Below are 26,580 nucleotides of genomic sequence, written 5' to 3' on the forward strand. Positions count from 1 at the left end.
ATTAAAAATAAACGATAAAGAATTTCACCTTAGCATTATCTGGAATCTGAATAGGGTCTATTTTCATTTCCATATCAAAACGCATATTAGTTGGTAATTCTTTTTTATCGATAGTAAATGTTGCGTCAATTTCGTTAACGGTAATCATTACAGAATTGATAAGATTTGAGATATTCGAAATCTTGTAATTATCTTTTACATCTTTAAAGGTACTAATGCTAGTAATGCCTTTTTCGGTCTTGTAACGCGGGTCAATTAATTGAATTGAGCTTATCGTAGAAGTAGAATCTAAAGCTTCATTAGGTGTAATACTCAATAATTGATTTCCATTTTTTTCATAGATATCTATAGTATTTATACCATTAACAAAACTATCATCTTCTTTAAAGTTAACAATAGAATCATTTGCAAAAAGTGCTTTTATTTCTTTAACTTGAGTAGAATCGTTAAGCATTCCGACCTTGTGTTTTGAGACAGCGAAAAGGTCTATTTTATCTTCCTTACAACTTGAAAAAGCTATGAATAAGATTATGATTGGAGCAATATATTTTTTCATGTAATATTATTTTATTGTTTGGTAAGGACTAGCGCATCATTTTAGTAAGTATGCCTAGAACACTTCTAATAACTGTTGGACTTGAAAGTACTTTAATCAATGGATTTTGTCGAGAACTTTTTCGTCGTCTAGAAGATGCTTTTTTCTTTGATTCTGCTTTTTTTAGTGCTTCTTTTTCTGCTTTTGCCTTAGCTTTAGCTTCTTCGGCTTCAGCTTGTTTAATTTTTTCATTAAGCATTTCGTAGGCACTTTCTCTATCAATCTCTTTGTTGTACTTTTTAGCAAGTTTCGATTGTGATAACAGCGAATTTAGCTCTGACTCTGTTAATATATCCATACGACTCATAGGTGCACGCATCATAGTTGCGGCTAATGGTGTTGGTCTTCCTTTTTCATCAAGAGCAGAAACTAATGCCTCTCCGATACCTAATGAGGTTAAAACTTCTGCGGTATCGTAATAATCAGTATCCGGATAGTTTTGTGCAGTCAGTTTTATAGCTTTTCTGTCTTTTGCTGTAAATGCTCTTAAGGCATGTTGCACTTTAAGACCTAATTGACTTAATACGGCTTCAGGTACGTCAGTTGGGTTTTGTGTTACAAAATATAAACCAACGCCTTTACTACGAATCAATTTTACAATACTTTCTATTTGATCATGTAAGGCATCAGAAGCTTCATTAAAGATTAAATGTGCTTCGTCAATAAACATAATTAACTCTGGTCGTCCACTATCACCTTGCTCTGGAAATGTAGAATAGATCTCAGCCAATAAACTTAGCATAAAGGTTGAAAACAGCTTAGGCTTATCTTGTATATCTGTAAGTCTTATGATATTAATATAACCACGACCATTTTCATCTATTCGCAATAAATCTTGAGTGTCGAAAGACGTTTCGCCAAAAAACAGGTCTCCGCCTTGTTGCTCAATTTCGATTAATTTTCTTAAAATAGCCCCAGTAGAAGCAGTTGAGATACGTCCATAAGATGCTTCAAATTCTTTTTTACCTTCACCAGTAGCATACTGAAGAATCTTCTTAAAATCCTTTATATCTAGAAGTGGAAGTTTGTTATCATCACAATATTTAAAAATCACTGATATAATACCAGCCTGAGTTTCTGTGACATCTAAGATTCTTGAGATTAGAACAGGTCCAAATTCGCTTATAGTTGCTCTTAATCTAACACCATCTTGCTCAGACAAGGTCATGACTTCTACAGGAAACGATTTGGCATCAAATGGTAACCCAATTTTTTCGTGACGCTCATCAATTTTAGGGTGTCCAGGGCTAGGTTGTGCCAACCCACTTAAATCACCTTTAATATCCATTAGTAATACTGGGATGCCTTTTTCTGAAAGGTTTTCTGCTAAAACCTGTAATGTTTTTGTTTTTCCAGTACCTGTAGCACCTGCAATTAAGCCATGGCGGTTCATGGTTTTTAGAGGCACATTGACATAGGCATCTGTTATAGTTTCGCCATCAAGCATGGCTGCTCCTAATGTTAAAAAATCACCCTTAAATGTATTTCCGTCTGCTATATGTTTAAAGAAAGTCTCCTTATTCGTCATCACTTAAAATTTGTATAAAAATAGTGTAATTTTGATAAACTACCACAGGTAAAACGGTAACGGTTTATGTGGTTTAAAACATAGGATTTGATACGAGTTCACTATATTTAGATCTCGATTATCGAATCCAAGTAAAAATGAAATTTATGTCCAGATATCTTATAATTATCGTCCTTTTATCAGGTGTAATGATTCAATCTTGTACTAGATCAACGTCTAAAATTAAATTCCATAAATCTCATGAAGCTAGTAGAGCCAATGTACCTTTTAGTGATGCTGTTGAAACGGGGAATTTACTCTTTTTAACAGGACAAATAGGTAAAGACCACAAAGAAGGTAAGTTAGTTAAAGGCGGAATTAAAGCCGAAACTAAGCAGGTTATTGAGAATATTAGTGACGTGTTAAAGCACCATAATCTATCATTAGACAATGTGGTTAAGTGCACCGTAATATTAAAGGATATTAATGATTTTAAAGACTTCAACTCAGTATACACAGCGTATTTTACCAAAAAACCTGCGCGTACAACATTCGCTGCTGCTGGCTTGGCAGGTGGAGCAAGTATTGAGATTGATGTTATTGCAGCAAAATAACTTTGGAGTATATTTGCCAACTATGACGAGAAGAGAACGACAAGAACTTATAGATAAAGGATTGCTCTTGCCTTTAATGGAAGAGTTTTATACCATTCAAGGTGAAGGTTATCACAAAGGTACGGCCGCGTATTTTGTACGAATTGGTGGTTGTGACGTTGGTTGTCATTGGTGCGATGTTAAAGAAAGCTGGTTGGCCGAATTACATCCACCTACTGAGACCCAAAAAATAGTAGACAATGCTGTTAAGTATAGCAATACCATAGTTGTAACTGGCGGCGAACCTTTGACTTGGGATATGGGACCATTAACCGAACAACTCAAGGCAAGAGGCGTACAAACACATATAGAAACATCAGGTGCTTATAGATTAACTGGTCAATGGGATTGGATTTGCTTGTCACCAAAAAAAGTAAAATTACCAACGGATGAAATTTACAAAGAAGCTCACGAGCTAAAATGTATTGTATATAATAAAAGTGATTTTAAGTTTGCTGAAGAACAAGCTGCTAAGGTGAATGATGATTGTATTTTATACCTTCAGCCAGAATGGAGTAAACGTGATAAAATGATGCCTGAAATAGTAGATTATGTCATGGCACATCCTAAGTGGAAAGTGTCTTTACAAACACATAAATATTTAAATATACCATAAAAAAAGCCTTGATTAATCAAGGCTTTTTTAATTAAGAGGAATTTAAAATTTAATTTGTAACAGGCACAGAAACTCTAACTGTTCCCCATCCCATATTTAATTTATCTTTAGAAAAAGCAATCGAAAAAGCTTCAAGTGAATCATCACTATCACTCACGGTTGCTTTTACTCTTGCAACGTCATTACCTTCATTATATGAGTATGCACCCCAAGCATGTAAATCGCTGTTCAAAATAATAGTCCATTCACCATCACCAGGAATAGTAAACAAAGAATATGTTCCTGCCTTTATTTTATCACCACCAAAGTTTACATCATTATAAAATGTAATTTCAGCATTTTCATTTGCTCCTGTACGCCAAACTTTTCCGCTTGGAGCTAAAGATTCAACAGTTCTTCCTTTTAGTTGAGGTCTGCTGTATACAACTCTTGCAATTGGAGGTGCGCTTCTCGAAGTTTTATAGTAGGCAACGTCTAAAGGGCTTTTGTCTAGTTTGCTAAATTTTTGAGCTTCAGCGTTGTATGATACAAGTAATACCAATGCAAAAGCTAAAATTGAAAATAATCTTGATGTTTTCATGTGGGTTAATTTTTAGTGGAATTAAAATTAGTGTGTAATTATGGGCATCAGTCGTAAAGAAGTATTAAAATTTACAAATTGATAGTTAAAGTTATGTTTTTGTAATTATTAAGTTTCAATTATGTATTTAATTAAACTTTATTGTTTTAATTTGAAATTAATTTGATTATTTATATTTAAATATTGAAAGTTTAATCTAATATTTGCTTCATAATAATATTTAAATAAAAAAGTTATGTGCGGAATTGTATGTGCATTTGATATAAAGCAAAAAACAGAAACATTAAGACCTCAAGTCTTAGAGATGTCTAAAGCAATTAGACACCGTGGTCCAGATTGGAGCGGAATATATAGTGATGATAAAGCTATTTTAGCCCATGAACGTTTAGCAATTGTAGATCCTACCTCTGGGAAGCAGCCTTTATTTACTGAAGATAAAAAATTGGTATTGGCCGCTAATGGAGAAATCTATAACCATAGAGAATTGCGTGCACAATTTCCTGATTATAAGTTTCAGACACAAAGTGATTGTGAAGTAATATTAGCACTATACCAAGAAAAAGGTGTTGACTTTGTTGATCAAATGAACGGAATTTTCGGATTTGCAATTTACGACGTTGAAAAGGATGAATATTTCATTGCGCGCGACCATATGGGTATTATTCCTTTATATATGGGTTGGGACAAACACGGTACGTTCTATGTAGCTTCAGAATTAAAAGCATTAGAAGGTGTTTGTACAAAAATAGAGTTATTTCCTCCAGGCCATTATATGAGTAGTAAAGATGGTGAACTAGTAAAATGGTATAAGCGAGATTGGATGGAATATGAAGCTGTAAAAGAAAATGAAACTAGTATTGCTGAAGTACGTCAAGCTTTAGAGGATGCAGTCCATAGACAATTAATGAGTGATGTACCTTATGGAGTATTACTTTCAGGAGGATTAGACTCTTCAGTAACATCTGCTATAGCAAAAAAATATTCTGAAAGACGAATAGAAGCAGACGATAAAGAAAAAGCATGGTGGCCACAATTACACAGTTTTTCTGTAGGATTAGAAGGTTCACCAGACCTAGCTGCGGCGCAAAAAGTTGCTGATCATATTGGAACAGTACATCATGAAATTAAATTCACTATTCAAGAAGGCTTAGATGCTATTAAGGATGTCATTTATAACATCGAAACATACGATATTACTACAATTCGTTCATCTACACCAATGTATTTAATGGCGCGTGTTATTAAATCTATGGGAATCAAAATGGTACTGTCAGGTGAAGGTGCTGATGAGATTTTTGGAGGTTATTTATATTTCCATAAGGCTCCAAGTGCTCAAGAATTTCATGAAGAAACAGTGCGTAAATTAGATAAGTTGCATATGTACGATTGCTTACGTGCTAATAAAAGTTTAATGGCTTGGGGAATTGAAGGTCGTGTACCATTTTTAGATAAGGAGTTTATAGATGTTGCTATGCGCATCAACCCAAAAGATAAAATGATTAACGGTGAACGCATGGAAAAATGGGTGGTGCGTAAGGCATTTGAAGATATGTTACCTGAAAGTGTAGCTTGGCGTCAAAAAGAACAATTTAGTGATGGTGTTGGCTATAGTTGGATAGATACACTAAAAGACATTGTGGAGACTGAAGTATCAGATGAGCAATTGGCTAATGCTAAATTTAGATTCCCAATAAACACGCCTCTAAATAAAGAAGAGTATTATTATCGTTCTATATTTGAGGATCATTTCCCTAGTGATGCTGCGGCATTAAGTGTACCACAAGAAGCAAGTGTGGCGTGTAGTACAGCAACAGCTTTAGAATGGGATGAAGCATTCAAAAACATGAATGAGCCTTCAGGACGTGCAATAGCAAATGTTCATGACGATGCGTATTAGTATAATACAGAATTAACACTTATAAAAAGCACATATCTCTTATGTGCTTTTTTTATTTAATGACTTTTATAATTACATTGTAACAGAAACACCAGATTAAATAAAGATAAACCATGAGATTAAATACTGTAGCATGTTTTCTGTTTGGCATTTTATATGTAGCTAATATTAATTCTCAAAATGATATATCTGGGTCGCGAGAAATAATTCAAAAGCAAGTAGATTCATTACTAGGAATAATGACCATAGAAGAAAAAGTGGGTCAGATGAATCTTTACAGCGGATTTTGGGACGCGACTGGACCCGCACCATCAGAAGGAAATGCCCAATTAAAATACAAGCATATAGAACAAGGGTTAGTTGGTGGTATGTTGAATGTAAGAGGTGTTCGTCAGGTAAAAGCAATTCAGAAAATTGCTGTAGAAAATACCAGATTAGGTATTCCTTTAATATTTGGATATGATGTAATACATGGTTTAAAAACCATTAGTCCAATTCCTTTAGCTGAGTCTGCTAGTTGGGATTTAGACGTTATAGAAACGTCTGCACGAATTGCAGCAATTGAGGCTTCTGCTTTTGGTATAAACTGGACTTTTGCTCCAATGGTAGATGTGGGCCGTGACCCTAGATGGGGAAGAGTTATGGAAGGTGCTGGCGAAGACCCATATTTAGCTAGTAAAATAGCTACTGCAAGAGTCCGTGGTTTTCAAGGCAACGATTTGTCAGCTCCGAATACCGTAGCTGCTACTGCAAAACATTTTGCTGCCTATGGTTTTGCGGAAGCTGGTAAAGAATACAATTCAGCAGATATCAGTCAAAGTACTTTATATAATGTTGTTTTTCCTCCATTTAGAGCTGCGGTAAAGAGTGATGTCAAAACATTGATGAATTCCTTTAATGAGTTAAATGGAGAACCTGTGACGGCTAGTAAGTTTTTACAGCGAGATATATTGAAAGAGAAATGGAACTTTGGTGGTTTTGTGGTTTCGGATTGGGCGTCAATTAATGAGCTAATTTCTTGGGGATTGGCCAAGGACAAAAAAGAAGCAGCAATGTATGCAGCAAAAGCCGGTTCAGACATGGATATGGAAGGCTACGTATATGTGAGTGAATTAGCAGAATTAGTGAAAAATGGTGTGGTTTCAGAACAACTTATTGATAACGCTGTAAGCAGGATTTTAAAAGTTAAGTTTGAATTAGGCCTTTTCGAAAACCCATACAAATATTGCAGCATTGAAAATCAAAAGAATACGATTTCTTTGAATTCTAAATTTCAAGATTCAGTATTAGAAATTGCCAAGAAATCGATTGTTCTTCTAAAGAATGAAACTAAGTTACTGCCATTAAAGAAAGAAGGTCAAAAAATAGCTCTTATTGGAGCATTAGCTAATGATAAAAATAGTCCTCTTGGAAGTTGGAGGCTAGCAGCTGATGACAATTCTTCAGTGTCAGTATTAGAAGGTATGCAAGCATATACCAAAAACATATTGGTATATGAAAAGGGTGTTGATCTTACTATTGGTAAAACTCATTTCGTAAAAGAATTGAATATTAATACATCAGATAGAACTGGTATTAATGAGGCCATCGATTTAGCAAAAGAGAGCGATGTTGTGGTCATGGTTTTAGGAGAACACGGTTTTCAGAGTGGTGAAGCTAGAAGTAGAACAAATATAGATTTACCTGGGCTACAGCAAGAGCTACTTGAAAGGGTATTTGAGGTTAACGAAAATATTGTGCTGGTATTGAATAACGGAAGACCACTTGCAATTCCTTGGGCGGCTAAACATATACCAGCAATTGTTGAAGCCTGGCAATTAGGGTCTCAAGCAGGAAATGCAATTGCTAAAGTACTTTACGGAGATTATAATCCAAGTGGTAAGTTGCCGATGACATTCCCTAGGAATGTGGGTCAAATACCTATTTATTACAATTACAAAAATACAGGTAGACCAAGCAATACAGAAGATAATGTCTTTTGGTCTCACTATAGTGATATAGAAAATACACCTTTATATCCATTTGGTCATGGATTGAGTTATACAACTTTTAAGTATAGTAATCTAAGACTAGACAAAAATGAGGTCAAAATTGGCAATAGCATTACGGTAAAGGTAGATTTAACAAATACTGGTGAATATGATGGTAAAGAAGTAGTGCAGCTCTATATTAGAGATTTATACGCTCAAAATGTAAGACCAGTAAAAGAGTTAAAAGGATTTGAGTTGGTATCATTACAAAAAGGTGAATCTAAAACTATTGAGTTTACTTTAGACAAATCCGAATTAGGATATTATGATAACAATGGTGTATTTGTGGTTGAACCTGGAGAATTTAAAATATTTATTGGTGGAAGTTCTATAACTTCTCTTGAAACTTCTTTTAAACTTTTAGCAGAATGATAACAGCTTATGGTTAAATCAAATCGAATTCAATCCATAGACATTTTAAGAGGTTTAGTTATGGTATTCATGGCTTTAGACCATGTGCGTGATTATTTTCATATTAATGCTTTTACTGGTAACTACCCAGAGAATATGGAATCCACAAATCTTATCCTGTTTGGTACGCGATTTATAACGCATTATTGCGCACCAGTATTTGTGTTTTTGGCTGGCACTTCAGCATTTTTATACGGACAAAAGAAGACTAAAGGACAATTGTCTAAATTTTTAATAACTAGAGGCCTTTGGCTCATTTTTGTGGAAATATTTATTAATAATTTCTTGTGGTGGTTCGATATTACTTTCGGATTTACTAACCTACAAGTTATCTGGGCAATAGGGGTGTGTATGATTGCACTTGGTGTACTTATTTATTTGCCTAAGCGAGTGATTTTGATATTGGGAATGCTGATAATATTAGGACATAATTTGTTGGATGATATCACTATGCAAGGTACTAGTGCACTCTCTATTATATGGTATTTTTTACACCAGAATAATGGTTTCGAAATTGGTGCTGGAAGATTTATGTGGTTTTCCTATCCGGTATTAGCTTGGATAGGTGTTATGGCTTTAGGCTATTGTTTTGGTGAATTATATAAAAACAATGCAGATGCAACTCTAAGAAAAAAATGGTTACTCTTTATTGGACTTACCGCTATTGCTTTATTCTTCATCTTAAGAACTTGGAATTTATATGGTGATGGTAATCATTGGTTACCCTATGAAACTACAGAGAAAAGTATTATTTCTTTTTTCAATGTTAGTAAATATCCGCCATCACTAAGTTTTTTACTTATTACACTTGGGCCAGCATTATTGTTTTTAAGAGCTATAGATACTGTGAAAACAAAATTCACAGATAAGTTATTAGTCTTTGGTCGAGTGCCTTTCTTCTATTATGTCTTACACATATTTGTAATTCATGTCGTAGCAATAATTGGATTATTAATTACAGGTAAAGATTGGAAACTCATGATTTTAGATAATGAGACTTTAAGTACGGGAATGCTTCAAGGTTATGGTTATTCATTATTTACGGTTTATTTGGTTTGGATAGCAATTGTAGTAGCGCTTTATCCTGTTTGTAAAGCTTATATGAGATACAAAGCTAACAATAGAGATAAGTGGTGGTTAAGTTACTTGTAACGTTTTAGGGTGTTTAAGCACATATAACTGTAATGACATCAACTCTTTAAAACTAATATATCATGGGACTATTCTGGGATCTTATTCAACAAAGCGAAATAGAAAACCAAAAAAATAAAGCAGCGTCTTTAGAACAACGTGTTGCTGATTTAGAGCACGAACTCGAAAAAACGCAAGACCTACTGCTAAGAACTTTACGTGTTTTAGAAGAACGCTCAGGACAAGATATAGATAATGATGGTGTTATAGGATAGAGATTTAAATCCTTCCATTAGATACCTAATTTAAGACATAATAGAGGTGAAATAATCCGTTCTAACGTACTTTTCTAATTTCCAATTTTTAGAACAGAAAAATTTTCATTAAAATTTAATTTAAGCTACTTTTTAGCGTTTTTAAGCCATTTTTATAAATATTAAAATTGTTAATAAATAAGTAATAAATGTCTTAAAACGCTTAAAAATGGCTTATTAAAGTGTTATCTTTGTATATGAATCGCCCTTAGAATGGGCGATTTTTTTACGATAGATAAAATCAAGCAATAAAAATATGAGCGAAGAAAATAAAAAACAGTATTCCGCAGATAGTATTCAGGCATTAGAAGGTATGGAGCACGTACGTATGCGTCCATCCATGTATATTGGCGATGTTGGTGTAAGAGGATTACACCATTTGGTGTACGAGGTTGTGGATAACTCTATAGATGAGGCACTTGCGGGACACTGTGATAATATTACTGTTACTATCAACGAGGACAACTCCATTACTACAGAAGATGATGGTCGTGGTATACCAGTAGGACTTCATAAAAAAGAAGGCGTATCTGCACTTGAGGTAGTAATGACCAAAATTGGTGCAGGTGGTAAATTTGATAAGGATTCTTACAAGGTGTCGGGTGGACTTCATGGTGTTGGTGTAAGTTGTGTTAATGCATTATCTGAGCACTTAAAAGCCACAGTACATAGAGATGGGAAAATTTGGGAGCAAGAGTACGAACGTGGTAAAACCATGTATCCAGTAAAAACTGTTGGAGATTCTGATAAAACAGGTACAATTGTAACCTTTAAACCAGACCCGCAGATATTTACGCAAACTTTAGAGTATAGTTATGATACGTTGGCAAGCCGTATGCGTGAGCTTGCTTACCTTAATAAAGGAATAACCGTGCATCTTATAGATAGAAGACACAAAAAAGATGATGGGTCTTTTGAAGGTGAAACTTTCCATTCGGAAAATGGACTGCCTGAATTTGTGAAGTTCTTAGACGGTAACCGTGAGCCATTAATGAAAGATGTTATTGCATTTGAAGGTGAAAAAAATGGTGTGCCTGTTGAGGTAGCAATGGTTTACAATACATCTTATGCTGAAAATTTACATTCGTATGTAAATAATATTAATACACACGAAGGTGGAACACACCTTTCAGGATTCCGTCGCGGATTAACGCATACCTTGAAGAAGTATGCAGATAGCTCAGGAATGTTAGACAAACTGAAGTTTGATATTTCTGGAGATGACTTCCGTGAAGGGTTAACCGCTATAGTATCTGTAAAAGTTGCCGAGCCTCAATTTGAAGGACAAACCAAAACTAAATTAGGGAACCGTGAAGTATCTGCTTCTGTATCGCAAGCAGTTTCTGAAATGCTTACCGATTACCTAGAAGAACACCCAGATGATGCTAAGACTATTGTTCAGAAAGTAATATTAGCAGCTCAAGCGCGTCATGCAGCTCAAAAAGCTCGCGAAATGGTTCAGCGTAAAACCGTAATGAGCATAGGTGGTTTACCTGGTAAATTAAGCGATTGCTCAGAGCAAGATCCAGCAAAATGTGAAGTGTTCTTAGTTGAGGGTGATTCTGCAGGTGGTACTGCTAAACAAGGGCGAGATAGAGCATTTCAAGCCATATTACCATTACGAGGTAAGATTCTTAATGTTGAAAAAGCAATGCAACATAAGGTGTTCGAAAATGAAGAAATCAAAAACATTTTTACCGCTCTAGGCGTAACTATTGGTACAGAAGAAGATCCAAGAGCACTAAACCTTTCAAAGTTACGCTATCATAAAATAGTGATTATGTGTGATGCCGATATTGATGGTAGCCATATTTCTACTTTAATATTAACCTTCTTTTTTAGGTATATGAAAGAGCTAATTGAGCAAGGTCATGTTTACATCGCAACACCACCTTTATATTTGGTTAAGAAAGGAGCGAAAAAACAATATGCATGGAGTGACAAAGAACGTGATGAGATTATTTCAAACTTTGGTGATGGTTCAAAAATTCAACGTTATAAAGGTCTTGGTGAAATGAATGCCGAGCAACTTTGGGACACAACAATGAATCCTGAATTTAGAACCATGCGTCAAGTGCAAATAGATAATGGCACAGAAGCAGACAGAATATTTTCTATGCTAATGGGTGATGAAGTACCACCACGTAGAGAATTTATTGAGAAAAATGCTATCTATGCTAATATTGATGCGTAAATTTTTCTAAAAAAATAACGAAAGGCAACTGCGATAAACAGTTGCCTTTTTTATTTTAGATTACCTAAATATTTATTATTGAATTCTGCCTCTAAAGCCTTAAATTTGTGCTTCAAAATTTAATAACTCAAAAAATCACATAAAAATGAAAGTTACAGTTGTAGGCGCTGGTGCCGTTGGAGCAAGTTGTGCAGAATATATTGCTATTAAAAATTTCGCTTCAGAAGTTGTATTGTTAGATATCAAAGAAGGTTATGCTGAAGGAAAAGCAATGGATCTTATGCAAACAGCCTCTTTAAATGGTTTTGATACAAAAATCACAGGAAGCACAAGCGATTACTCTAAAACTGCAAATAGTGATATTTGTGTGATTACTTCTGGTATTCCTAGAAAACCGGGTATGACTCGCGAAGAACTTATAGGCATTAATGCAGGTATCGTAAAAACCGTTTCGGCGAGTTTGGTTGAGCATTCTCCAAATACAATTTTAATTGTTGTTAGTAACCCAATGGATACAATGACGTATTTGGTTCATAAAACTACAGATTTACCAAAGCATAAAATTATTGGTATGGGCGGCGCATTAGATTCTGCACGTTTTAAGTACAGACTAGCTGAAGCTTTAGAAGCACCTATTAGCGATGTCGATGGTATGGTTATCGGTGGCCATAGTGATAAAGGTATGGTACCATTAACGTCTCATGCAACAAGAAACTCAATTAAAGTGTCAGAATTTTTATCAGAAGAGCGTTTAGCTCAAGTAGCTTCAGATACTAAAGTTGGTGGTGCAACATTGACTAAATTATTAGGTACATCAGCTTGGTATGCTCCAGGTGCTGCTGTATCTGGTTTGGTTCAGGCTATTGCGTGTGACCAAAAGAAAATTTTCCCTTGTTCAACATTGTTAAATGGTGAGTATGGACTAAGTGATTTATGTATAGGTGTACCAGTTGTGCTAGGGCGTAATGGTATTGAAAAAATCGTTGATGTACCATTAAGTGATGCCGAAAAAGTACATATGGCAGAAAGTGCAGAAGGTGTTAAGAAAACAAATGGATTATTACAATTGTAATTTTAGCTTATAAATAACTAAAAAGGACCGTTAAACACGGTCTTTTTTTTATATTTGGCGCGTGAAAATAAAAAGGTACATATTTAGCCTTGTCTTAAGCTTAACAGTTTTGGGTGTTATACAACACTTCCAACAACCTGTAGCTAATCAAGAAATTGTACTTCAATTTACTTCCGAAAGTTTCTCCGATTCAGAAACAGATACCTCATTAGAAGTCATATCTAAAACGCTCAGATCTATTGGTGTTGATGATATTTCAATCTCATCTCATGACAATCAGTTTTATCGAATTGCATATCATAGTAATGAATCTGTTTCTAAGATAAAGCAAATACTTTCTGAAAACGCAGAGATTAATTTTAATACGTCTTCTGAGCCATCTAATGAAAACTCTGGAGATTTTAATCTCGACGTTTTTAAATTAGGAGTAAACAATTCTAAGACATGGGACTTTGAAGGTTTACAAGTACAATCTTTAAACCTAAAGAGCGATCGCTCTTTCTATCCTGATGTATATAAATTTCAAATCATAGAAGATGATCAGGTATCATTCTTTGATATTTCGGTTGCTTATAATTGTAACAAACATATAGCATTTGTTTCAGACAATACATCTCACAATATTCCTGAAGTAAGAGCAGGGCCATCATCTTAATTATCTTTCAAAACTATTAATAGAGTTCAGATACTATTCAAATAAAAGTATTTGAAGTATTGCGATTTGAACTCACATTCAATTTTAAATTTTATAACAATTACCGAATTGTCAAACTGGGCGCAGTCGAAGAGTTGATTCGGTATAAAACAAAAAACAATGCAAAATAAAGGATTAGTCAAGCTATTTGCTTTACTATTTGGATTGGTAAGTATCTATCAATTATCATTTACGTTTAAAGCAAATCAGATTGAAAAAGAAGCAAAACAATTTGCGCAGTCTAATTACACAGAAAGCGCAGACGTTAATGCTGCCGAATTACGTTATCTAGACTCATTAAATACCCTTGAGGTATATAATTTAGGTGTAAGTAAGTTTACGTATAGTGACGTTAAGGATAATGCTATGAACTTAGGTCTTGACCTTAAAGGTGGTATTAACGCTATTATTGAAATTTCAGTAAAGGACATCTTAAAAGGATTAGCTAATAATAGTAAAGATCCAGTTTTTAATCAAGCTTTAGAGAGAGCTACTGAGATTCAAAAAGATGCACAAGAATCTTACTTAGAGTCTTTTTATACAGCTTTTGATGAATTAAAAGGAGATACTAAGTTAGCGTCTCCAGATATATTTGCTAACCGTACCTTAAGTGATGATGTTACATTTAACATGTCTGATGATGAGGTAAAAAGTATTATTACTCGTAAAGTAGATGAATCTATTGTATCGGCTTTTGAAGTATTACGTAATCGTATTGATGGATTTGGAGTAACATCTCCAAACATTCAACGTTTAGGAAATTCTGGTCGTATATTATTAGAACTACCTGGCGCTAGAGATAGAGACCGTGTTGTAGATATCATTACTAAAACAGCGCAACTACAATTCTGGGAAACCTACCAAGTTCAGGATTTAGCCAGTTATTTAATTCAGGTTAACCAACGTTTATTGGAGGCTCAACAAGCAAAAACAGAAACTTCAACTGAGACTACTGAAGAAGGTGAAGCAGCTGAAGAACAAGATTCTACATCTAGTGTTATTGACGAAATAACGGGGCAAATTGAACAAGATTCAACTAATGTTCAAGAAGATGTAAATCCATTAGGGATACAAGGAATTGGTCAAGGTGGTCCAGTAATAGGTACGTTCCTAGCTAAAGATTCTGCTGAGGTAATGAAAAAGTTGGAAGCTAATAGAGATTTATTACCGGCAGAGCAACGTTATGTAAGATTTGCATGGGGAAAGCCTGCTGATAAAGAGTCTGAGTTTGTAGAACTTTATGCACTTAAAAGTAACAGAGACAATGTGCCAGAATTAAGTGGTGCAGTTATAACTGATGCACGCCAAGATTATGACCCACGTAATCGTCCTGCAGTAAGCATGCAAATGAATTCCAAAGGTGCTAAGATATGGGAAGATATGACTACTGTGGCATATAATGAAAGAGGTAATATAGCCATAGTATTAGACAACATCGTATACTCTGCACCAGGCGTGACTACAGGGCCAATAGCAGGTGGTAATTCTCAGATTTCAGGTTCATTTACGCTTCAAGAAGCAACCGACTTAGCAAATGTATTAAGAGCAGGTAAATTACCAGCTTCAGCTGAGATAGTTCAAGCAGATGAGGTTGGGCCATCATTAGGTCAAGAAGCTATAGACTCTGGTATGATATCTTTTGCTTTAGCGCTTGCGTTCGTATTATTATGGATGATATTCTATTATGGCAAAGCTGGTGGATTTGCAGACGTAGCATTACTATTAAATATTCTTTTAATATTTGGTGTACTCTCAGGTTTAGGTGCAGTATTAACATTACCAGGTATAGCGGGTATTGTATTAACTATTGGTATTTCGGTAGATGCTAACGTACTTATCTTTGAGCGCATACGAGAAGAGCTGGCCAAAGGCAAAGGTCAAAAAGAGGCGATTAAAGATGGTTTTGCTAATGCATTGTCTTCTATCCTTGATGCAAACATCACTACAGGTTTAACGGCATTAATACTATTTGTATTTGGTACAGGACCAATTAAAGGTTTTGCAACAACATTAATCATTGGTATTTTAACCTCATTATTTACAGCGATATTTATTACTAGATTATTGATTGACTGGTATGCAAATCGTGGTGGTAGATTAGACTTCTCTACAGCTCTAACTAAAGGCTTCTTGCAGAATGTAAATATCAATTTCTTAGGAAAACGTAAGATTGCTTATGTGATTTCAGGACTATTAATTACAGCTGGTATTGCATCTTTATTCACAAATAATTTAGATCAAGGTATTGATTTTGTTGGAGGTAGAACGTACCAAGTGCGTTTTGCACAGACTGTAAGTACTGAAGAGGTAGCTAAAACATTAAATGATCCAGCAGTTTTTGGTAGTGCAGAAGTAAAAACGATTGGGAATGATAATGAATTAAAAATATCAACTAAATATTTAGTAGAAGATAATTCTACCGAAGCTGACGAGAAAGTACAGTCTACGTTATTTGAAGCATTAGTTCCATATTTACCTGATGGAATGACTTATGAAGAATTCTTAGATGGTTCTGGAGATGCTAACATTGGGAAACGTTTATCAAGTAAAGTAAGTCCTACAATTGCGGATGATATTAAGAAGTCATCTTTCTGGGCAATTTTAGGGTCTTTAGTTGTAGTATTCTTATACATCTTAATACGATTTAAGCGTTGGCAATTCTCACTTGGAGCTGTAGCTGCAGTATTCCACGATGTATTAATTGTATTAGGTATTTTCTCAATAGCTTGGAAGTTTATGCCATTTAGTATGGAAATAGACCAAGCCTTTATCGCAGCAATCTTAACGGTAATTGGTTACTCACTTAACGATACTGTGGTTGTTTTCGATAGAATTAGAGAGTTCTTAAACGAACATACAAGTTGGGAGTTTGGTAGAACAATTAATGCATCTTTAAATAGTACATTAAGTAGAACATTAAATACATCTTTAACAACATTGGTGGTATTATTAGCGATGTTCTTCCTAGGTGCCGATTCGCTTAAAGGATTCTTATTTGCCTTAATAGTTGGTGTGCTAGTTGGTACATATTCGTCGTTATTTATTGCGACACCAATAATGTACGATACCGCTAAGAAAGGTGATGCAGCTGAATCTTTAAAGAAGAAAGTTAAAGAAGAAGATGAAGAAGAGGCGTAACAAAACCTCAAATCATATAACTAAAAAAGGCTGCAATTTGCAGCCTTTTTTAATTTAAAATCTTGAATTCTATTTTATCTCCCAACTGAAGATTCCATGAGTCCGAAAGTCCAGCATTAATTTCTAAAACATATTTAGCCGCTGCATCAGATGGAAGTGAAGTCTCATCAAAAGGCTTTGCGTTCTTCTGAAAACTTACAATACTACTATCCGAAGCAATAAAGATGATATCCAGAGGTATACGTGTATTCTTCATATAGAAGCTCCGTTGTCTTTCATCAGGGAAAAGAAATAGCATTGCTTGATTGTCTTTCATACTATTGCGATACATCAAACCAGTTTGTATTTGGAAATCATCATCAGCAATTTCAATGTCTAATAACTTAATGAGCGAATCATTAAATGCCTTCTTGAGTTGAAGCGAACCTTCTTTTTTAAATTTTATATCTAAGCCTTTTTGTTGTTTTTTCTTATCACTACAAGAAAAAACATGTAAGACGACAATGAGAATCATGAGATATTTAATACCGAGTTGCTTCAAAGACTTATTGATTTGAATAATGCCTCATTATTTTAAAACCAAGCTTGAAAGAAATAATAATAGTCATTATATGAATTATCCAATAGATACAGCCGCCAAAAATCATTAGTCTTTCAGAGGCAGATAACCCAGAATTGAAGATAGTTGTAATCTTTGATACCGAAATTAAAGCCGGGCTTAAGTAATATATAAAAGCCATCATTAGCAAAGCACCTATTGCAATACATAGATAACCATAAACTTTTTTCATTCTAAACTATAATTAGGATTCTAAGTTAGCTTTAGGTTTGTAGAAGAACATAAAATAAAGTCCCACTAGTATCAAAGGGATACTTAATATTTGACCATTATTAATAACATTACCTATGGCATCAGATAGATACTCACCACTTTGAGGCTCTTTAAAGAATTCAATAATAAAGCGTACAGACCATAATAAAACTAAAAACAAGCCAAATAAGTAACCTTCTTTATTAGCTTTTTTAGTTTTCCAATACAATACATAAAGTATGATAAATATGATTACGTAACAACCAGCTTCGTAAAGTTGTGTAGCATGTCTAGGAAAAGATTCGCCAAGCTCCGCGAATATTACTCCAAAATCTGAATTTGTAGGTTTTCCTATAATTTCTGAATTAATGAAATTACCAATACGTACAAAAGCAGCACCAAGGGCAACAGCTACTACTACACGATCTAAAATCCACAAAACTGTTTTCTTGAGAACTTTTTTATTATAGAGGTACATTGAGATTATCATAGCTATCGCTGCGCCATGACTGGCCAAACCTTGAAAACCTGTGAACTCAAAACCACCTTTGAATTTGAAAGGTAAAAATATACTAAAAAAATCTTCTGTAATTAGCTCGGTTTGGTAGAACAAAACATGACCTAAACGTGCTCCAAGCATAATCCCTAAAACCGAATAGATAAATAATGAATCTAGCGATTCATTAGACTGGTTTTCATTTTTATAAATACGTTTAGTGATATAAAACCCTATGACAAAAGCAACAATCCACATTAAACTATAATAGTGCAATTTAAAAAAGCCTAAATCGATAAATTTTTTTGTTTCCCAAACAACTTGTAAGCTATACATATATACCGTATTAAAGCCGTAAATATAAGATTTTTGATGGTTTCTTAATTAATATAGGAGCTAATATTAATCCTCCTTTGGCGGCACTGGGTCGTAACCTTTTCCTCCTAAAGGATGGCAACTAAAAATGCGCTTAATTGCCAAACGACTTCCTTTAAACAACCCATGCACTTCCAATGCTTCTTTAGCATAATGCGAACATGTTGGTTGGTATCTGCACGTTGCTGGTGTTAATGGAGAAATCAAAGTCTGGTAGACCTTAATCAAAAATAAAAATGGGTATGTCAGTAGTTTTTTGATAGGATTATTTTATAGAATAAGTAGTGCCTTCACGGTGATCTTTTAGCGTAATACCAACCTCTGCCAACTCATCTCGGATCTGGTCAGATAGTGCAAAGTCTTTATTAATTCTAGCTTCTTTTCTAAGCTTAATTAAAAGTTCTATTGTGGCACTTAGTTTATTAGCGCCTGAATCATCCTGATTATTATTTTTCTTAAGACCAAGAATATCGAATACAAATGAATTGATAGTGCTTATAAGTAGACTTAAATCTGCTTCTGTAATTGTAGCTTTATTATCTGTGGCAAGATTTATAAACTTTACAGCTTCAAATAAATGCGCAATTAATATTGGTGTATTAAAATCATCATTCATTGCATCATAGCATTTTTGTTTCCATTCAGAAACATTAAATGATGATGAAGCTTGAGGAACCAGCTTATCCAAATTATTAATCGCTTCCATTAAACGATTAAATCCTTTCTCAGCGGCAAGCAATCCATCGTTGGTTAAATCTAGAATACTTCTATATGAAGCTTGCATCATAAAAAAACGAATAACTCCGGGCGAAAACCCTTTGGACATAATCTTGTTATCACCAGAGAATAATTCGGCAGGATTCACATAATTTCCACTAGATTTACTCATACGAGCACCATTCATTTCTAGCATATTGGCGTGCATCCAATATTTTACCGGGTCATTACCTTTAGCAGCTTTGCATTGTGCAATTTCACATTCGTGATGTGGGAATTTTAGATCCATACCGCCACCATGAATATCAAATCTGTCACCCAAGTATTTGGTGCTCATTGCAGTACACTCTAAATGCCAGCCAGGAAAACCATCACTCCAAGGTGATGACCAACGCATGATGTGAGTTGGTTCAGCTTTTTTCCAAAGTGCAAAGTCCTGTGGATTTCTCTTATCGCTTTGCCCATCTAGACTGCGCGTATTATGAATTAGATCTTCAAGTTTACGTTTACTTAGAATACCATATTCATTAGTTTCATTGTATTTATGTACATCAAAATATACAGAACCATTAACCACATAGGCTAATCCCTTATCGATGATGGTTTGTATTAATTCGATTTGTTCAATGATGTGACCAGTAGCTGTTGGCTCTATGCTTGGTGGTAAAAAGTTTAAGGTATTAAGTACATTATGAAAGTCTACAGTATAGCGTTGTACAACTTCCATAGGTTCAATCTCCTCAACGCGTGCTTTTTTAGTGATTTTATCTTCACCTAAATCCGCATCATTCTCCAAGTGACCAGCATCCGTAATATTCCTGACATAGCGTACTTTATAACCCAAATGTTTGAAATATCTAAAAATCATGTCAAAAGACATAAAGGTTCTAACATTTCCTAAATGCACATTGCTATAAACTGTAGGACCACACACATACATACCAACATAACCTTTAGTAATAGGTTGAAAAATTTCTTTTTCACCAGAAAGTGAATTGTAGATTTTAATCTCTTGGTTTTCGAAAAGCATGTGTTTAGTACTTAATCGTATGTAATTAGTAAATAAGTTAGAATGTCTTTTGTAAAGGTATATTAAAACTCAGTATCTAGTTTTATATAATCCAAAAATTCACGACGTGTTTCTTTGGTTTTGAATTTGCCTCCAAACTCAGAAGTAACTGTGCTACTTGCAACATCTTTAATGCCACGAGAGTTAACACACAGATGCTTAGCATCGATAACACAAGCAACATCATCAGTACCTAATACATCTTGCAATTCTCTGACAATTTGGATGGTAAGTCGCTCCTGTACTTGAGGGCGCTTAGCATAATAATCTACAATACGGTTCATTTTAGATAAACCTACAACACTACCATTAGAAATATAAGCGACGTGAGCCTTCCCAACTATAGGTAATAAATGATGCTCACAAGTAGAGTATACAGTTATGTTTTTCTCAACAAGCATTTCACCGTATTTATATTTATTTTCAAATGTGGATGCTTTAGGCTTATTATTAGGGTGAAGCCCACTAAATATTTCATTTACAAACATTTTAGCAACACGTTTTGGTGTGCCACTTAAACTGTCGTCCGTTAAATCTAGCCCAAGTGTTTCTAAAATATGTTCAACATCTTCACGTATGCTTTCTATTTTTTCAGCATCACTTAGCTCAAAGGCATCTTCTCTTAAAGGCGTATCACTAGAGGTGCCTATGTGGTCATCTCCAATGGTATCTATATTAAAATCGTTATCTATCTTCATTTAAATGGTATGTAAAATGAGACTGCAAAGATAATTAAATAAAATAGCATTCATCTGTTAGGAAATTCCTAATTATACTTGTTATATACATGAATTAACTAATTTCATCGAGAACTGATGTTAATTGGAGCTCGGTTTCTTAAAATTTTATTAATTTCCGCTTCTGAAATTACCTAAAAAATTATGATAAAAACAATATCAAAAGTGTTGATTGTGTTATTAATATCCCTAACCTCTTTAAGTATAGGAGCGCAATCCATGCCATCATCTATAATAGTTAAATTTGACGATAACGTTAATTTACCTTTGTCGACTTTAGAAAAAACATTTATAAATGAAGCCTATGGAGATGCTGCGTACAAGGAAATATATTCTAGACCACACAGGTTAAAATTTATAAAACAGATTTTAAGAAATAGGGTTCAGATAGTTAAATTGACTCAAAAACATTTAAGCTTAAACTATCCAAAGTTATCTGAAGTGCCAGTATTCAAATCTTTTAATAAAACTTTAAAAAGGGACGTTGTTTTTAATCCAAATAACTTTAATCCTTTGAAATATACATTTAGTTTTTATTCAAAAAAATCATATACCTATCAAGTTGATGGAACAAATTATGGTATAGTTATAAAATCTCAATACCAGTAAATCCCCATTACTCATGAAAAATATAATTACAACGGTTGTCTTTTTTTGTGTAGTTTTTGTTTCGGCACAAGATATAAATATGCAAAATGGTACATTTAATCAATGTACAGATATGTTTTATGATTCGGGAGGACCATCAGGAATATATTCGAGCAACGAAAATTTTACATTAACGATTTGTCCTGATACACCGGGAGACTCCGTGAGTCTTAATTTTACATCTTTTAATACAGAGACAGGTGCAGACATTTTAACAATTTTTGATGGAGATGATACTAGTGCGTCTCAATTAGGTCAGTTTTCTGGGAGCTCGAGTCCAGGTCTAATTGAAGCTACAAGTGCTAATACTTCGGGCTGTTTAACGATTACATTTTCTTCTAATGGCAATGGCAATACCCTAGGTTGGGTAGCAGAGATTAGTTGTTTTACACCTTGTCAGACAATTACAGCTAACGTTGATAGTACAACTCCTGCTGTTGGATCCGGAAATGCTATAAGTGCGGATGTTAATGATACAATAAGTTTTAATGGCAGTGGTACCTTTTCTAATGATGGTACCGGTGCTACGTATTTGTGGGATTTTGGTGATGGTAATACCGCAATGGGCCAATCTGTAACACATGCGTATACGGTAGCAGGAATTTATAATGTAACCTTGACAATTACAGATACATCTGGATGCACAAGTACTAATAATATTAATCTTTCTGCTCAAATTGGTGTTACCAGTCCTGGTAATCCATCGGTTAACGCTGGAGATGATGTAGATATACCCTGTGACGAAACTTGCACCACACTAAATGCAAGTTTTTTAGATATTGGAGATACGTCTACCTATACTGTAAACAGTATACCATATGTTCCACCATTCCCGTTTGATGGTTTAGCTAACACAATAAACAATAATATAGATGACGCATGGGCAGGTGTAGAAAGCTTACCCTTTGATTTTTGCTTTTTTGACCAAATAGAAACTCAATTTCAAGTGGGTTCTAATGGTTTAATCCGTTTTGATGTTGATCCATCAGATGCTACCAATGCTTGGAATTTACAAAACAACACGCTTCCTAACAATACAAACCCTGCATTAGGAGAAGGAAATGTATTTACGCCAGTTCATGACATTAATCCTGCAGCTTCTACAGGTGAAGAAATAGCTTGGGAATTTATAGGAGTGGCACCAAATCGTGTTCTCGTAGTTAGTTTTTTTAACGTAGAAATGTGGAACTGCCCTACTGCAATTGCAACCCACATGGCAGTATTTTATGAAACAACTAATGTTATTGATATATACATTCAAGATGCACCTTTTTGTGATGAATTTAATAACAATAAGGCCGTTGGTATACAAAATGATGCTGGAACACAAGCATTTGTACCACCTGGCCGTAATACGAATGAAGGTGGTACGCTAACTATGCCCGGATGGACTACATCTGATGAAGCATGGCGTTTTACACCAGCGGGACCATCAATTGTTGAGTTTGCCTGGTTGGATGCAATGGGAAATGTCATTAGTAATGACGCCAGTTTCGAAGTGTGCCCAACAGATCCGTCTACAACTTATACAGCACAAGTAACCTATACCAATTGTAATGGAGATGTTACTGTTGTGACCGATGATGTCACAGTTACAACGAATATACCTTTTATTGTAGACCTCGGGCCTGATCAAGAATTATGTATTGGTGACCCTGATGTTCTATTAGATGCTACTGTCGCTGGGTCAGTGACCTACCAATGGGCTTTAGATGGTGTAGACCTACCAGGCGAAACAAATCCAACACTTACTGTAAGTTCGCCAGATTCTGGAGTTTATTCAGTTACAGTAACTGAAGATGTTACCAATTGCATTAGCGTTGACGATGTTGCTATTACCTTTTTCGAAACACCTGTTTTATCTTCTACACTAGACACATCGGCTTGTAGTGACGATGCAATTGGCATAATTCTAGATTTAGATATTGGAGATTTAGCATCTACAACTTTTAACATTACTGGAATTAATACTAATGGCTTAGTAGCCAGTGCAGGAGCACCAGTAGTAGGTAATGGATTTGGAGCCAATGAAATTGCAGATGATGCCTATACCAATACAACAATTCTTCCAGTACCTGTAATATATACTATAGTGCCAGTAAGTGGTGCGGCTAATTGCCTTGGGAATGCTGTGGATGTTACTGTAATGGTCAATCCCGTACCTGTGTTATCAATTGGTTTAGATACGACAGTCTGTAGTGATGTTGCTAGTGGCATTATATTAGATATTGAAGCAGGTAGTATTGCAGCCTCAACCTATAATATTACTGCTATTAATACCAATGGCTTAGTAGCCAGTGCAGGCGCACCAGCAGTAGGTAATGGATTTGGAGCTAATGAAATTTCAGATGATGCTTATACAAACACAACAAATCTTCCAGTACCTGTAATATATACTATAGTGCCAGTAAGTGCAGATAATTGCGAAGGATTAGCTTTAGATGTTAACTTGATGGTTAATCCCGAACCTGTTCTTTCAGCAAATTTAGATACTACAGTTTGTAGCGATGATCTCATCGGAGTTGTATTAGATGTAGCACCAGGAAGTGTAGCAGCAGCCACCTACAATATTATAGCAATTAATGATAATGGCTTAGTAGCCAGTGCAGGTGCACCGGCAGTAGGTAATGGATTTGGTGTCAACGAAATTGCAGATGATGCTTATACAAACACAACAAATCTTGCAGTACCAGTAACGTATACTATAGTACCAGTAAGTGCAGATAATTGTGAAGGCGATGCATTTGATGTCAATGTCACTATTAGTCCAGAACCAATATTATCTGCATCTTTAGATGTTACTGTATGTAGTGATAATGTTAGTGGTATTGTCTTAGATGTAGGGCCAGGAAGTATAGCGGCAGCCACCTATAATATTATAGCAATTAATGATAATGGCTTAGTAGCCAGTGCAGGTGCACCAGCAGTAGGTAATGGATTTGGAGCCAATGAAATCGCAGATGATGCCTATACCAATATGACTAATGCACCTGTAGTAGTGACATATACAATAGTCCCTGTTAATGCGGATAATTGTTCTGGTAATGCGTTAGATGTTAACCTTACTATTAATCCAGAACCAGTCTTATCTACAACTTTAGATGGTATTACATGTAGTGATACAGCTAGTGGTATTGTTTTAGATGTAGAGCCAGGAAGTATAGCCGCTGTGACCTACAATATTATAGCAATTAATGATAATGGCTTAGTAGCCAGTGCAGGTGCACCAGCAGTAGGTAATGGATTTGGAGCTAATGAAATTTCAGATGATGCTTATACAAACACAACAAATCTTCCAGTACCTGTAATATATACTATAGTGCCAGTAAGTGCAGATAATTGTGAAGGTGATGCATTTGATGTTAATGTTACTATTAATCCAGAACCAGTCTTATCCACAACTTTAGATACTACAGTATGTACTGATACAGCTAGCGGTATTGTTTTAGATGTAGCGCCAGGAAGCATAGCCGCTGCGACCTACAATATTATAGCAATTAATGATAATGGCTTAGTAGCTAGTGCAGGTGCACCAGTAGTAGGTAATGGATTTGGTGTCAACGAAATTGCAGATGATGCTTATACGAATACAACAAATCTTCCAGTACCAGTCACGTATACTATAGTGCCAGTAAGTGCAGATAATTGTGAAGGCGATGCTTTTGATGTCAATCTCACTATTAGTCCAGAACCAATATTATCTACAACTTTAGATGCTACCGTATGTAGTGATGATGTAAGTGGTATTGTCTTAGATGTTGAGCCAGGAAGTATAGCCGCTGTGACCTACAATATTATAGCAATTAATGATAATGGCTTAGTAGCCAGTGCAGGAGCACCAGTAGTAGGCAATGGATTTGGAGCTAATGAAATCGCAGATGATGCCTATACCAATATGACTAATGCACCAGTAGTAGTGACGTATACTATAGTACCAGTGAGTGCAGATAATTGTGATGGAAACCCATTTGATGTCAATGTCACTATTAATCCCGAACCAGTCTTATCCACAACTTTAGATGGTATTACATGTAGTGATACAGCTAGTGGTATTGTTTTAGATGTAGCACCAGGAAGTATAGCCGCTGCGACCTATAATATTATAGCAATTAATGATAATGGCTTAGTAGCCAGTGCAGGTGCACCAGCAGTAGGTAACGGATTTGGAGCTAATGAAATTGCAGATGATGCTTATACAAACACAACAAATCTTCCAGTACCTGTAACCTATACTATAGTGCCAGTAAGTGCAGATAATTGTGAAGGTGATGCATTTGATGTTAATGTTACTATTAATCCAGAACCAGTCTTATCCACAACTTTAGATACTACAGTATGTACTGATACAGCAAGTGGTATTGTATTAGATGTAGCGCCAGGAAGCATAGCCGCTGCGACATATAATATTATAGCAATTAATGATAATGGCTTAGTAGCCAGTGCAGGTGCACCAGTAGTAGGTAACGGATTTGGAGCTAATGAAATTGCAGATGATGCTTATACAAACACAACAAATCTTCCAGTACCAGTCACGTATACTATAGTGCCAGTAAGTGCAGATAATTGTGAAGGCGATGCATTTGATGTCAATGTCACTATTAGTCCAGAACCAATATTATCTACAACTTTAGATGCTACCGTATGTAGTGATGATGTAAGTGGTATTGTCTTAGATGTTGAGCCAGGAAGTATAGCGGCAGCCACCTATAATATTATAGCAATTAATGATAATGGCTTAGTAGCCAGTGCAGGAGCACCAGTAGTAGGTAATGGATTTGGAGCTAATGAAATCGCAGATGATGCCTATACCAATATGACTAATGCACCAGTAGTAGTGACGTATACTATAGTACCAGTGAGTGCAGATAATTGTGATGGAAACCCATTTGATGTCA

General features: G+C 35.1%; 21 protein-coding genes. 12 read left to right on the top strand and 9 right to left on the bottom strand.

Annotated features, from left to right (window positions below; all coding sequences use genetic code 11):
• Window position 1: 1 nt before the first annotated feature.
• Window positions 2–556: a hypothetical protein gene (locus tag ED556_RS13550; RefSeq protein WP_296324999.1), complete on the bottom strand. Its 555-nt coding sequence runs from the start codon at window positions 554–556 to the stop codon at window positions 2–4.
• A gap of 28 nt (window positions 557–584) precedes the next feature.
• Window positions 585–2,123, bottom strand: a complete 1,539-nt coding sequence (locus ED556_RS13555) for a helicase HerA-like domain-containing protein (RefSeq protein WP_296325003.1) — start codon at window positions 2,121–2,123, stop codon at window positions 585–587.
• 137 nt (window positions 2,124–2,260) lie between these two features.
• On the opposite strand from ED556_RS13555, the gene ED556_RS13560 reads away from it, so the two are divergent.
• Window positions 2,261–2,716, top strand: a complete 456-nt coding sequence (locus tag ED556_RS13560; protein ID WP_296325006.1) for a Rid family detoxifying hydrolase — start codon at window positions 2,261–2,263, stop codon at window positions 2,714–2,716.
• A gap of 22 nt (window positions 2,717–2,738) precedes the next feature.
• Window positions 2,739–3,371 carry a 7-carboxy-7-deazaguanine synthase QueE gene (locus tag ED556_RS13565; RefSeq protein WP_296325010.1) on the top strand — a complete coding sequence of 211 codons (633 nt, stop codon included), beginning with the start codon at window positions 2,739–2,741 and terminating at the stop codon, window positions 3,369–3,371.
• A 49-nt stretch (window positions 3,372–3,420) separates the two neighbouring features.
• On the opposite strand, the gene ED556_RS13570 is transcribed toward ED556_RS13565, so the two are convergent.
• Window positions 3,421–3,951: a DUF2911 domain-containing protein gene (locus ED556_RS13570; protein ID WP_296325012.1), complete on the bottom strand. Its 531-nt coding sequence runs from the start codon at window positions 3,949–3,951 to the stop codon at window positions 3,421–3,423.
• Between the two features lie 235 nt (window positions 3,952–4,186).
• Here ED556_RS13570 and asnB point away from each other — a divergent pair, with 235 nt between their 5' ends.
• From asnB to secDF, 8 genes are all read left to right on the top strand, one after another.
• On the top strand, window positions 4,187–5,848 hold the full coding sequence (asnB, locus tag ED556_RS13575; RefSeq protein ID WP_296325015.1) for an asparagine synthase B: 1,662 nt from the start codon (window positions 4,187–4,189) through the stop codon (window positions 5,846–5,848).
• Window positions 5,849–5,961: 113 nt separating this feature from the next.
• Window positions 5,962–8,250: a beta-glucosidase BglX gene (gene bglX, locus ED556_RS13580; RefSeq protein WP_296325020.1), complete on the top strand. Its 2,289-nt coding sequence runs from the start codon at window positions 5,962–5,964 to the stop codon at window positions 8,248–8,250.
• 9 nt (window positions 8,251–8,259) lie between these two features.
• Window positions 8,260–9,441 carry a heparan-alpha-glucosaminide N-acetyltransferase domain-containing protein gene (locus ED556_RS13585; RefSeq protein WP_296325023.1) on the top strand — a complete coding sequence of 394 codons (1,182 nt, stop codon included), beginning with the start codon at window positions 8,260–8,262 and terminating at the stop codon, window positions 9,439–9,441.
• Between the two features lie 62 nt (window positions 9,442–9,503).
• Window positions 9,504–9,695: a hypothetical protein gene (locus tag ED556_RS13590; protein ID WP_296325026.1), complete on the top strand. Its 192-nt coding sequence runs from the start codon at window positions 9,504–9,506 to the stop codon at window positions 9,693–9,695.
• Between the two features lie 295 nt (window positions 9,696–9,990).
• On the top strand, window positions 9,991–11,928 hold the full coding sequence (gene gyrB, locus ED556_RS13595) for a DNA topoisomerase (ATP-hydrolyzing) subunit B (protein ID WP_296325028.1): 1,938 nt from the start codon (window positions 9,991–9,993) through the stop codon (window positions 11,926–11,928).
• A 145-nt stretch (window positions 11,929–12,073) separates the two neighbouring features.
• A complete protein-coding gene (locus ED556_RS13600) occupies window positions 12,074–13,000 on the top strand; it encodes a malate dehydrogenase (protein ID WP_296325030.1) in 927 nt (308 codons plus the stop codon).
• Between the two features lie 109 nt (window positions 13,001–13,109).
• A complete protein-coding gene (locus ED556_RS13605) occupies window positions 13,110–13,655 on the top strand; it encodes a hypothetical protein (protein ID WP_296325035.1) in 546 nt (181 codons plus the stop codon).
• Between the two features lie 159 nt (window positions 13,656–13,814).
• Window positions 13,815–16,832, top strand: a complete 3,018-nt coding sequence (gene secDF, locus ED556_RS13610) for a protein translocase subunit SecDF (RefSeq protein ID WP_296325038.1) — start codon at window positions 13,815–13,817, stop codon at window positions 16,830–16,832.
• A gap of 49 nt (window positions 16,833–16,881) precedes the next feature.
• Here the strand turns inward: secDF and ED556_RS13615 are convergent, their stop codons facing one another.
• From ED556_RS13615 to folE, 6 genes are all read right to left on the bottom strand, one after another.
• A complete protein-coding gene (locus ED556_RS13615) occupies window positions 16,882–17,346 on the bottom strand; it encodes a DUF192 domain-containing protein (RefSeq protein WP_296325041.1) in 465 nt (154 codons plus the stop codon).
• 31 nt (window positions 17,347–17,377) lie between these two features.
• On the bottom strand, window positions 17,378–17,623 hold the full coding sequence (locus tag ED556_RS13620; RefSeq protein ID WP_296325043.1) for a hypothetical protein: 246 nt from the start codon (window positions 17,621–17,623) through the stop codon (window positions 17,378–17,380).
• 12 nt (window positions 17,624–17,635) lie between these two features.
• Window positions 17,636–18,475, bottom strand: coding sequence for a prolipoprotein diacylglyceryl transferase (gene lgt / locus ED556_RS13625; RefSeq protein WP_296325046.1), 840 nt, complete (start codon window positions 18,473–18,475; stop codon window positions 17,636–17,638).
• 66 nt (window positions 18,476–18,541) lie between these two features.
• Window positions 18,542–18,775 carry a membrane protein insertion efficiency factor YidD gene (gene yidD, locus ED556_RS13630; protein WP_296325062.1) on the bottom strand — a complete coding sequence of 78 codons (234 nt, stop codon included), beginning with the start codon at window positions 18,773–18,775 and terminating at the stop codon, window positions 18,542–18,544.
• 4 nt (window positions 18,776–18,779) lie between these two features.
• Entirely contained in the window at window positions 18,780–20,261 is a 1,482-nt protein-coding gene (gene cysS / locus ED556_RS13635) for a cysteine--tRNA ligase (RefSeq protein ID WP_296325048.1), read from the bottom strand.
• A 62-nt stretch (window positions 20,262–20,323) separates the two neighbouring features.
• Window positions 20,324–20,998: a GTP cyclohydrolase I FolE gene (folE, locus tag ED556_RS13640; RefSeq protein WP_296325051.1), complete on the bottom strand. Its 675-nt coding sequence runs from the start codon at window positions 20,996–20,998 to the stop codon at window positions 20,324–20,326.
• Between the two features lie 183 nt (window positions 20,999–21,181).
• Here folE and ED556_RS13645 point away from each other — a divergent pair, with 183 nt between their 5' ends.
• Complete coding sequence (locus ED556_RS13645; RefSeq protein ID WP_296325054.1) at window positions 21,182–21,646, top strand: hypothetical protein; 465 nt, start codon at window positions 21,182–21,184, stop codon at window positions 21,644–21,646.
• Window positions 21,647–21,659: 13 nt separating this feature from the next.
• Window positions 21,660–26,580: PKD-like domain-containing protein (locus tag ED556_RS13650; RefSeq protein WP_296325057.1), on the top strand; the 4,921-nt coding region annotated here is incomplete at its 3' end.

It is taken from the genome of Winogradskyella sp., from assembly GCF_003712105.1.
GTDB lineage: Bacteria > Bacteroidota > Bacteroidia > Flavobacteriales > Flavobacteriaceae > Winogradskyella.

Excerpts from the sequence above, each read along its gene's own strand:
- ED556_RS13550 (WP_296324999.1), bottom strand. The coding sequence starts at position 556 with ATGAAAAAATATATTGCTCCAATCATAATCTTATTCATAGCTTTTTCA.
- ED556_RS13555 (WP_296325003.1), bottom strand. The coding sequence starts at position 2,123 with ATGACGAATAAGGAGACTTTCTTTAAACATATAGCAGACGGAAATACA.
- ED556_RS13560 (WP_296325006.1), top strand. The coding sequence starts at position 2,261 with ATGAAATTTATGTCCAGATATCTTATAATTATCGTCCTTTTATCAGGT.
- ED556_RS13565 (WP_296325010.1), top strand. The coding sequence starts at position 2,739 with ATGACGAGAAGAGAACGACAAGAACTTATAGATAAAGGATTGCTCTTG.
- ED556_RS13570 (WP_296325012.1), bottom strand. The coding sequence starts at position 3,951 with ATGAAAACATCAAGATTATTTTCAATTTTAGCTTTTGCATTGGTATTA.
- asnB (WP_296325015.1), top strand. The coding sequence starts at position 4,187 with ATGTGCGGAATTGTATGTGCATTTGATATAAAGCAAAAAACAGAAACA.
- bglX (WP_296325020.1), top strand. The coding sequence starts at position 5,962 with ATGAGATTAAATACTGTAGCATGTTTTCTGTTTGGCATTTTATATGTA.
- ED556_RS13585 (WP_296325023.1), top strand. The coding sequence starts at position 8,260 with ATGGTTAAATCAAATCGAATTCAATCCATAGACATTTTAAGAGGTTTA.
- ED556_RS13590 (WP_296325026.1), top strand. The coding sequence starts at position 9,504 with ATGGGACTATTCTGGGATCTTATTCAACAAAGCGAAATAGAAAACCAA.
- gyrB (WP_296325028.1), top strand. The coding sequence starts at position 9,991 with ATGAGCGAAGAAAATAAAAAACAGTATTCCGCAGATAGTATTCAGGCA.
- ED556_RS13600 (WP_296325030.1), top strand. The coding sequence starts at position 12,074 with ATGAAAGTTACAGTTGTAGGCGCTGGTGCCGTTGGAGCAAGTTGTGCA.
- secDF (WP_296325038.1), top strand. The coding sequence starts at position 13,815 with ATGCAAAATAAAGGATTAGTCAAGCTATTTGCTTTACTATTTGGATTG.
- ED556_RS13615 (WP_296325041.1), bottom strand. The coding sequence starts at position 17,346 with ATGATTCTCATTGTCGTCTTACATGTTTTTTCTTGTAGTGATAAGAAA.
- ED556_RS13620 (WP_296325043.1), bottom strand. The coding sequence starts at position 17,623 with ATGAAAAAAGTTTATGGTTATCTATGTATTGCAATAGGTGCTTTGCTA.
- lgt (WP_296325046.1), bottom strand. The coding sequence starts at position 18,475 with ATGTATAGCTTACAAGTTGTTTGGGAAACAAAAAAATTTATCGATTTA.
- cysS (WP_296325048.1), bottom strand. The coding sequence starts at position 20,261 with ATGCTTTTCGAAAACCAAGAGATTAAAATCTACAATTCACTTTCTGGT.
- folE (WP_296325051.1), bottom strand. The coding sequence starts at position 20,998 with ATGAAGATAGATAACGATTTTAATATAGATACCATTGGAGATGACCAC.
- ED556_RS13645 (WP_296325054.1), top strand. The coding sequence starts at position 21,182 with ATGATAAAAACAATATCAAAAGTGTTGATTGTGTTATTAATATCCCTA.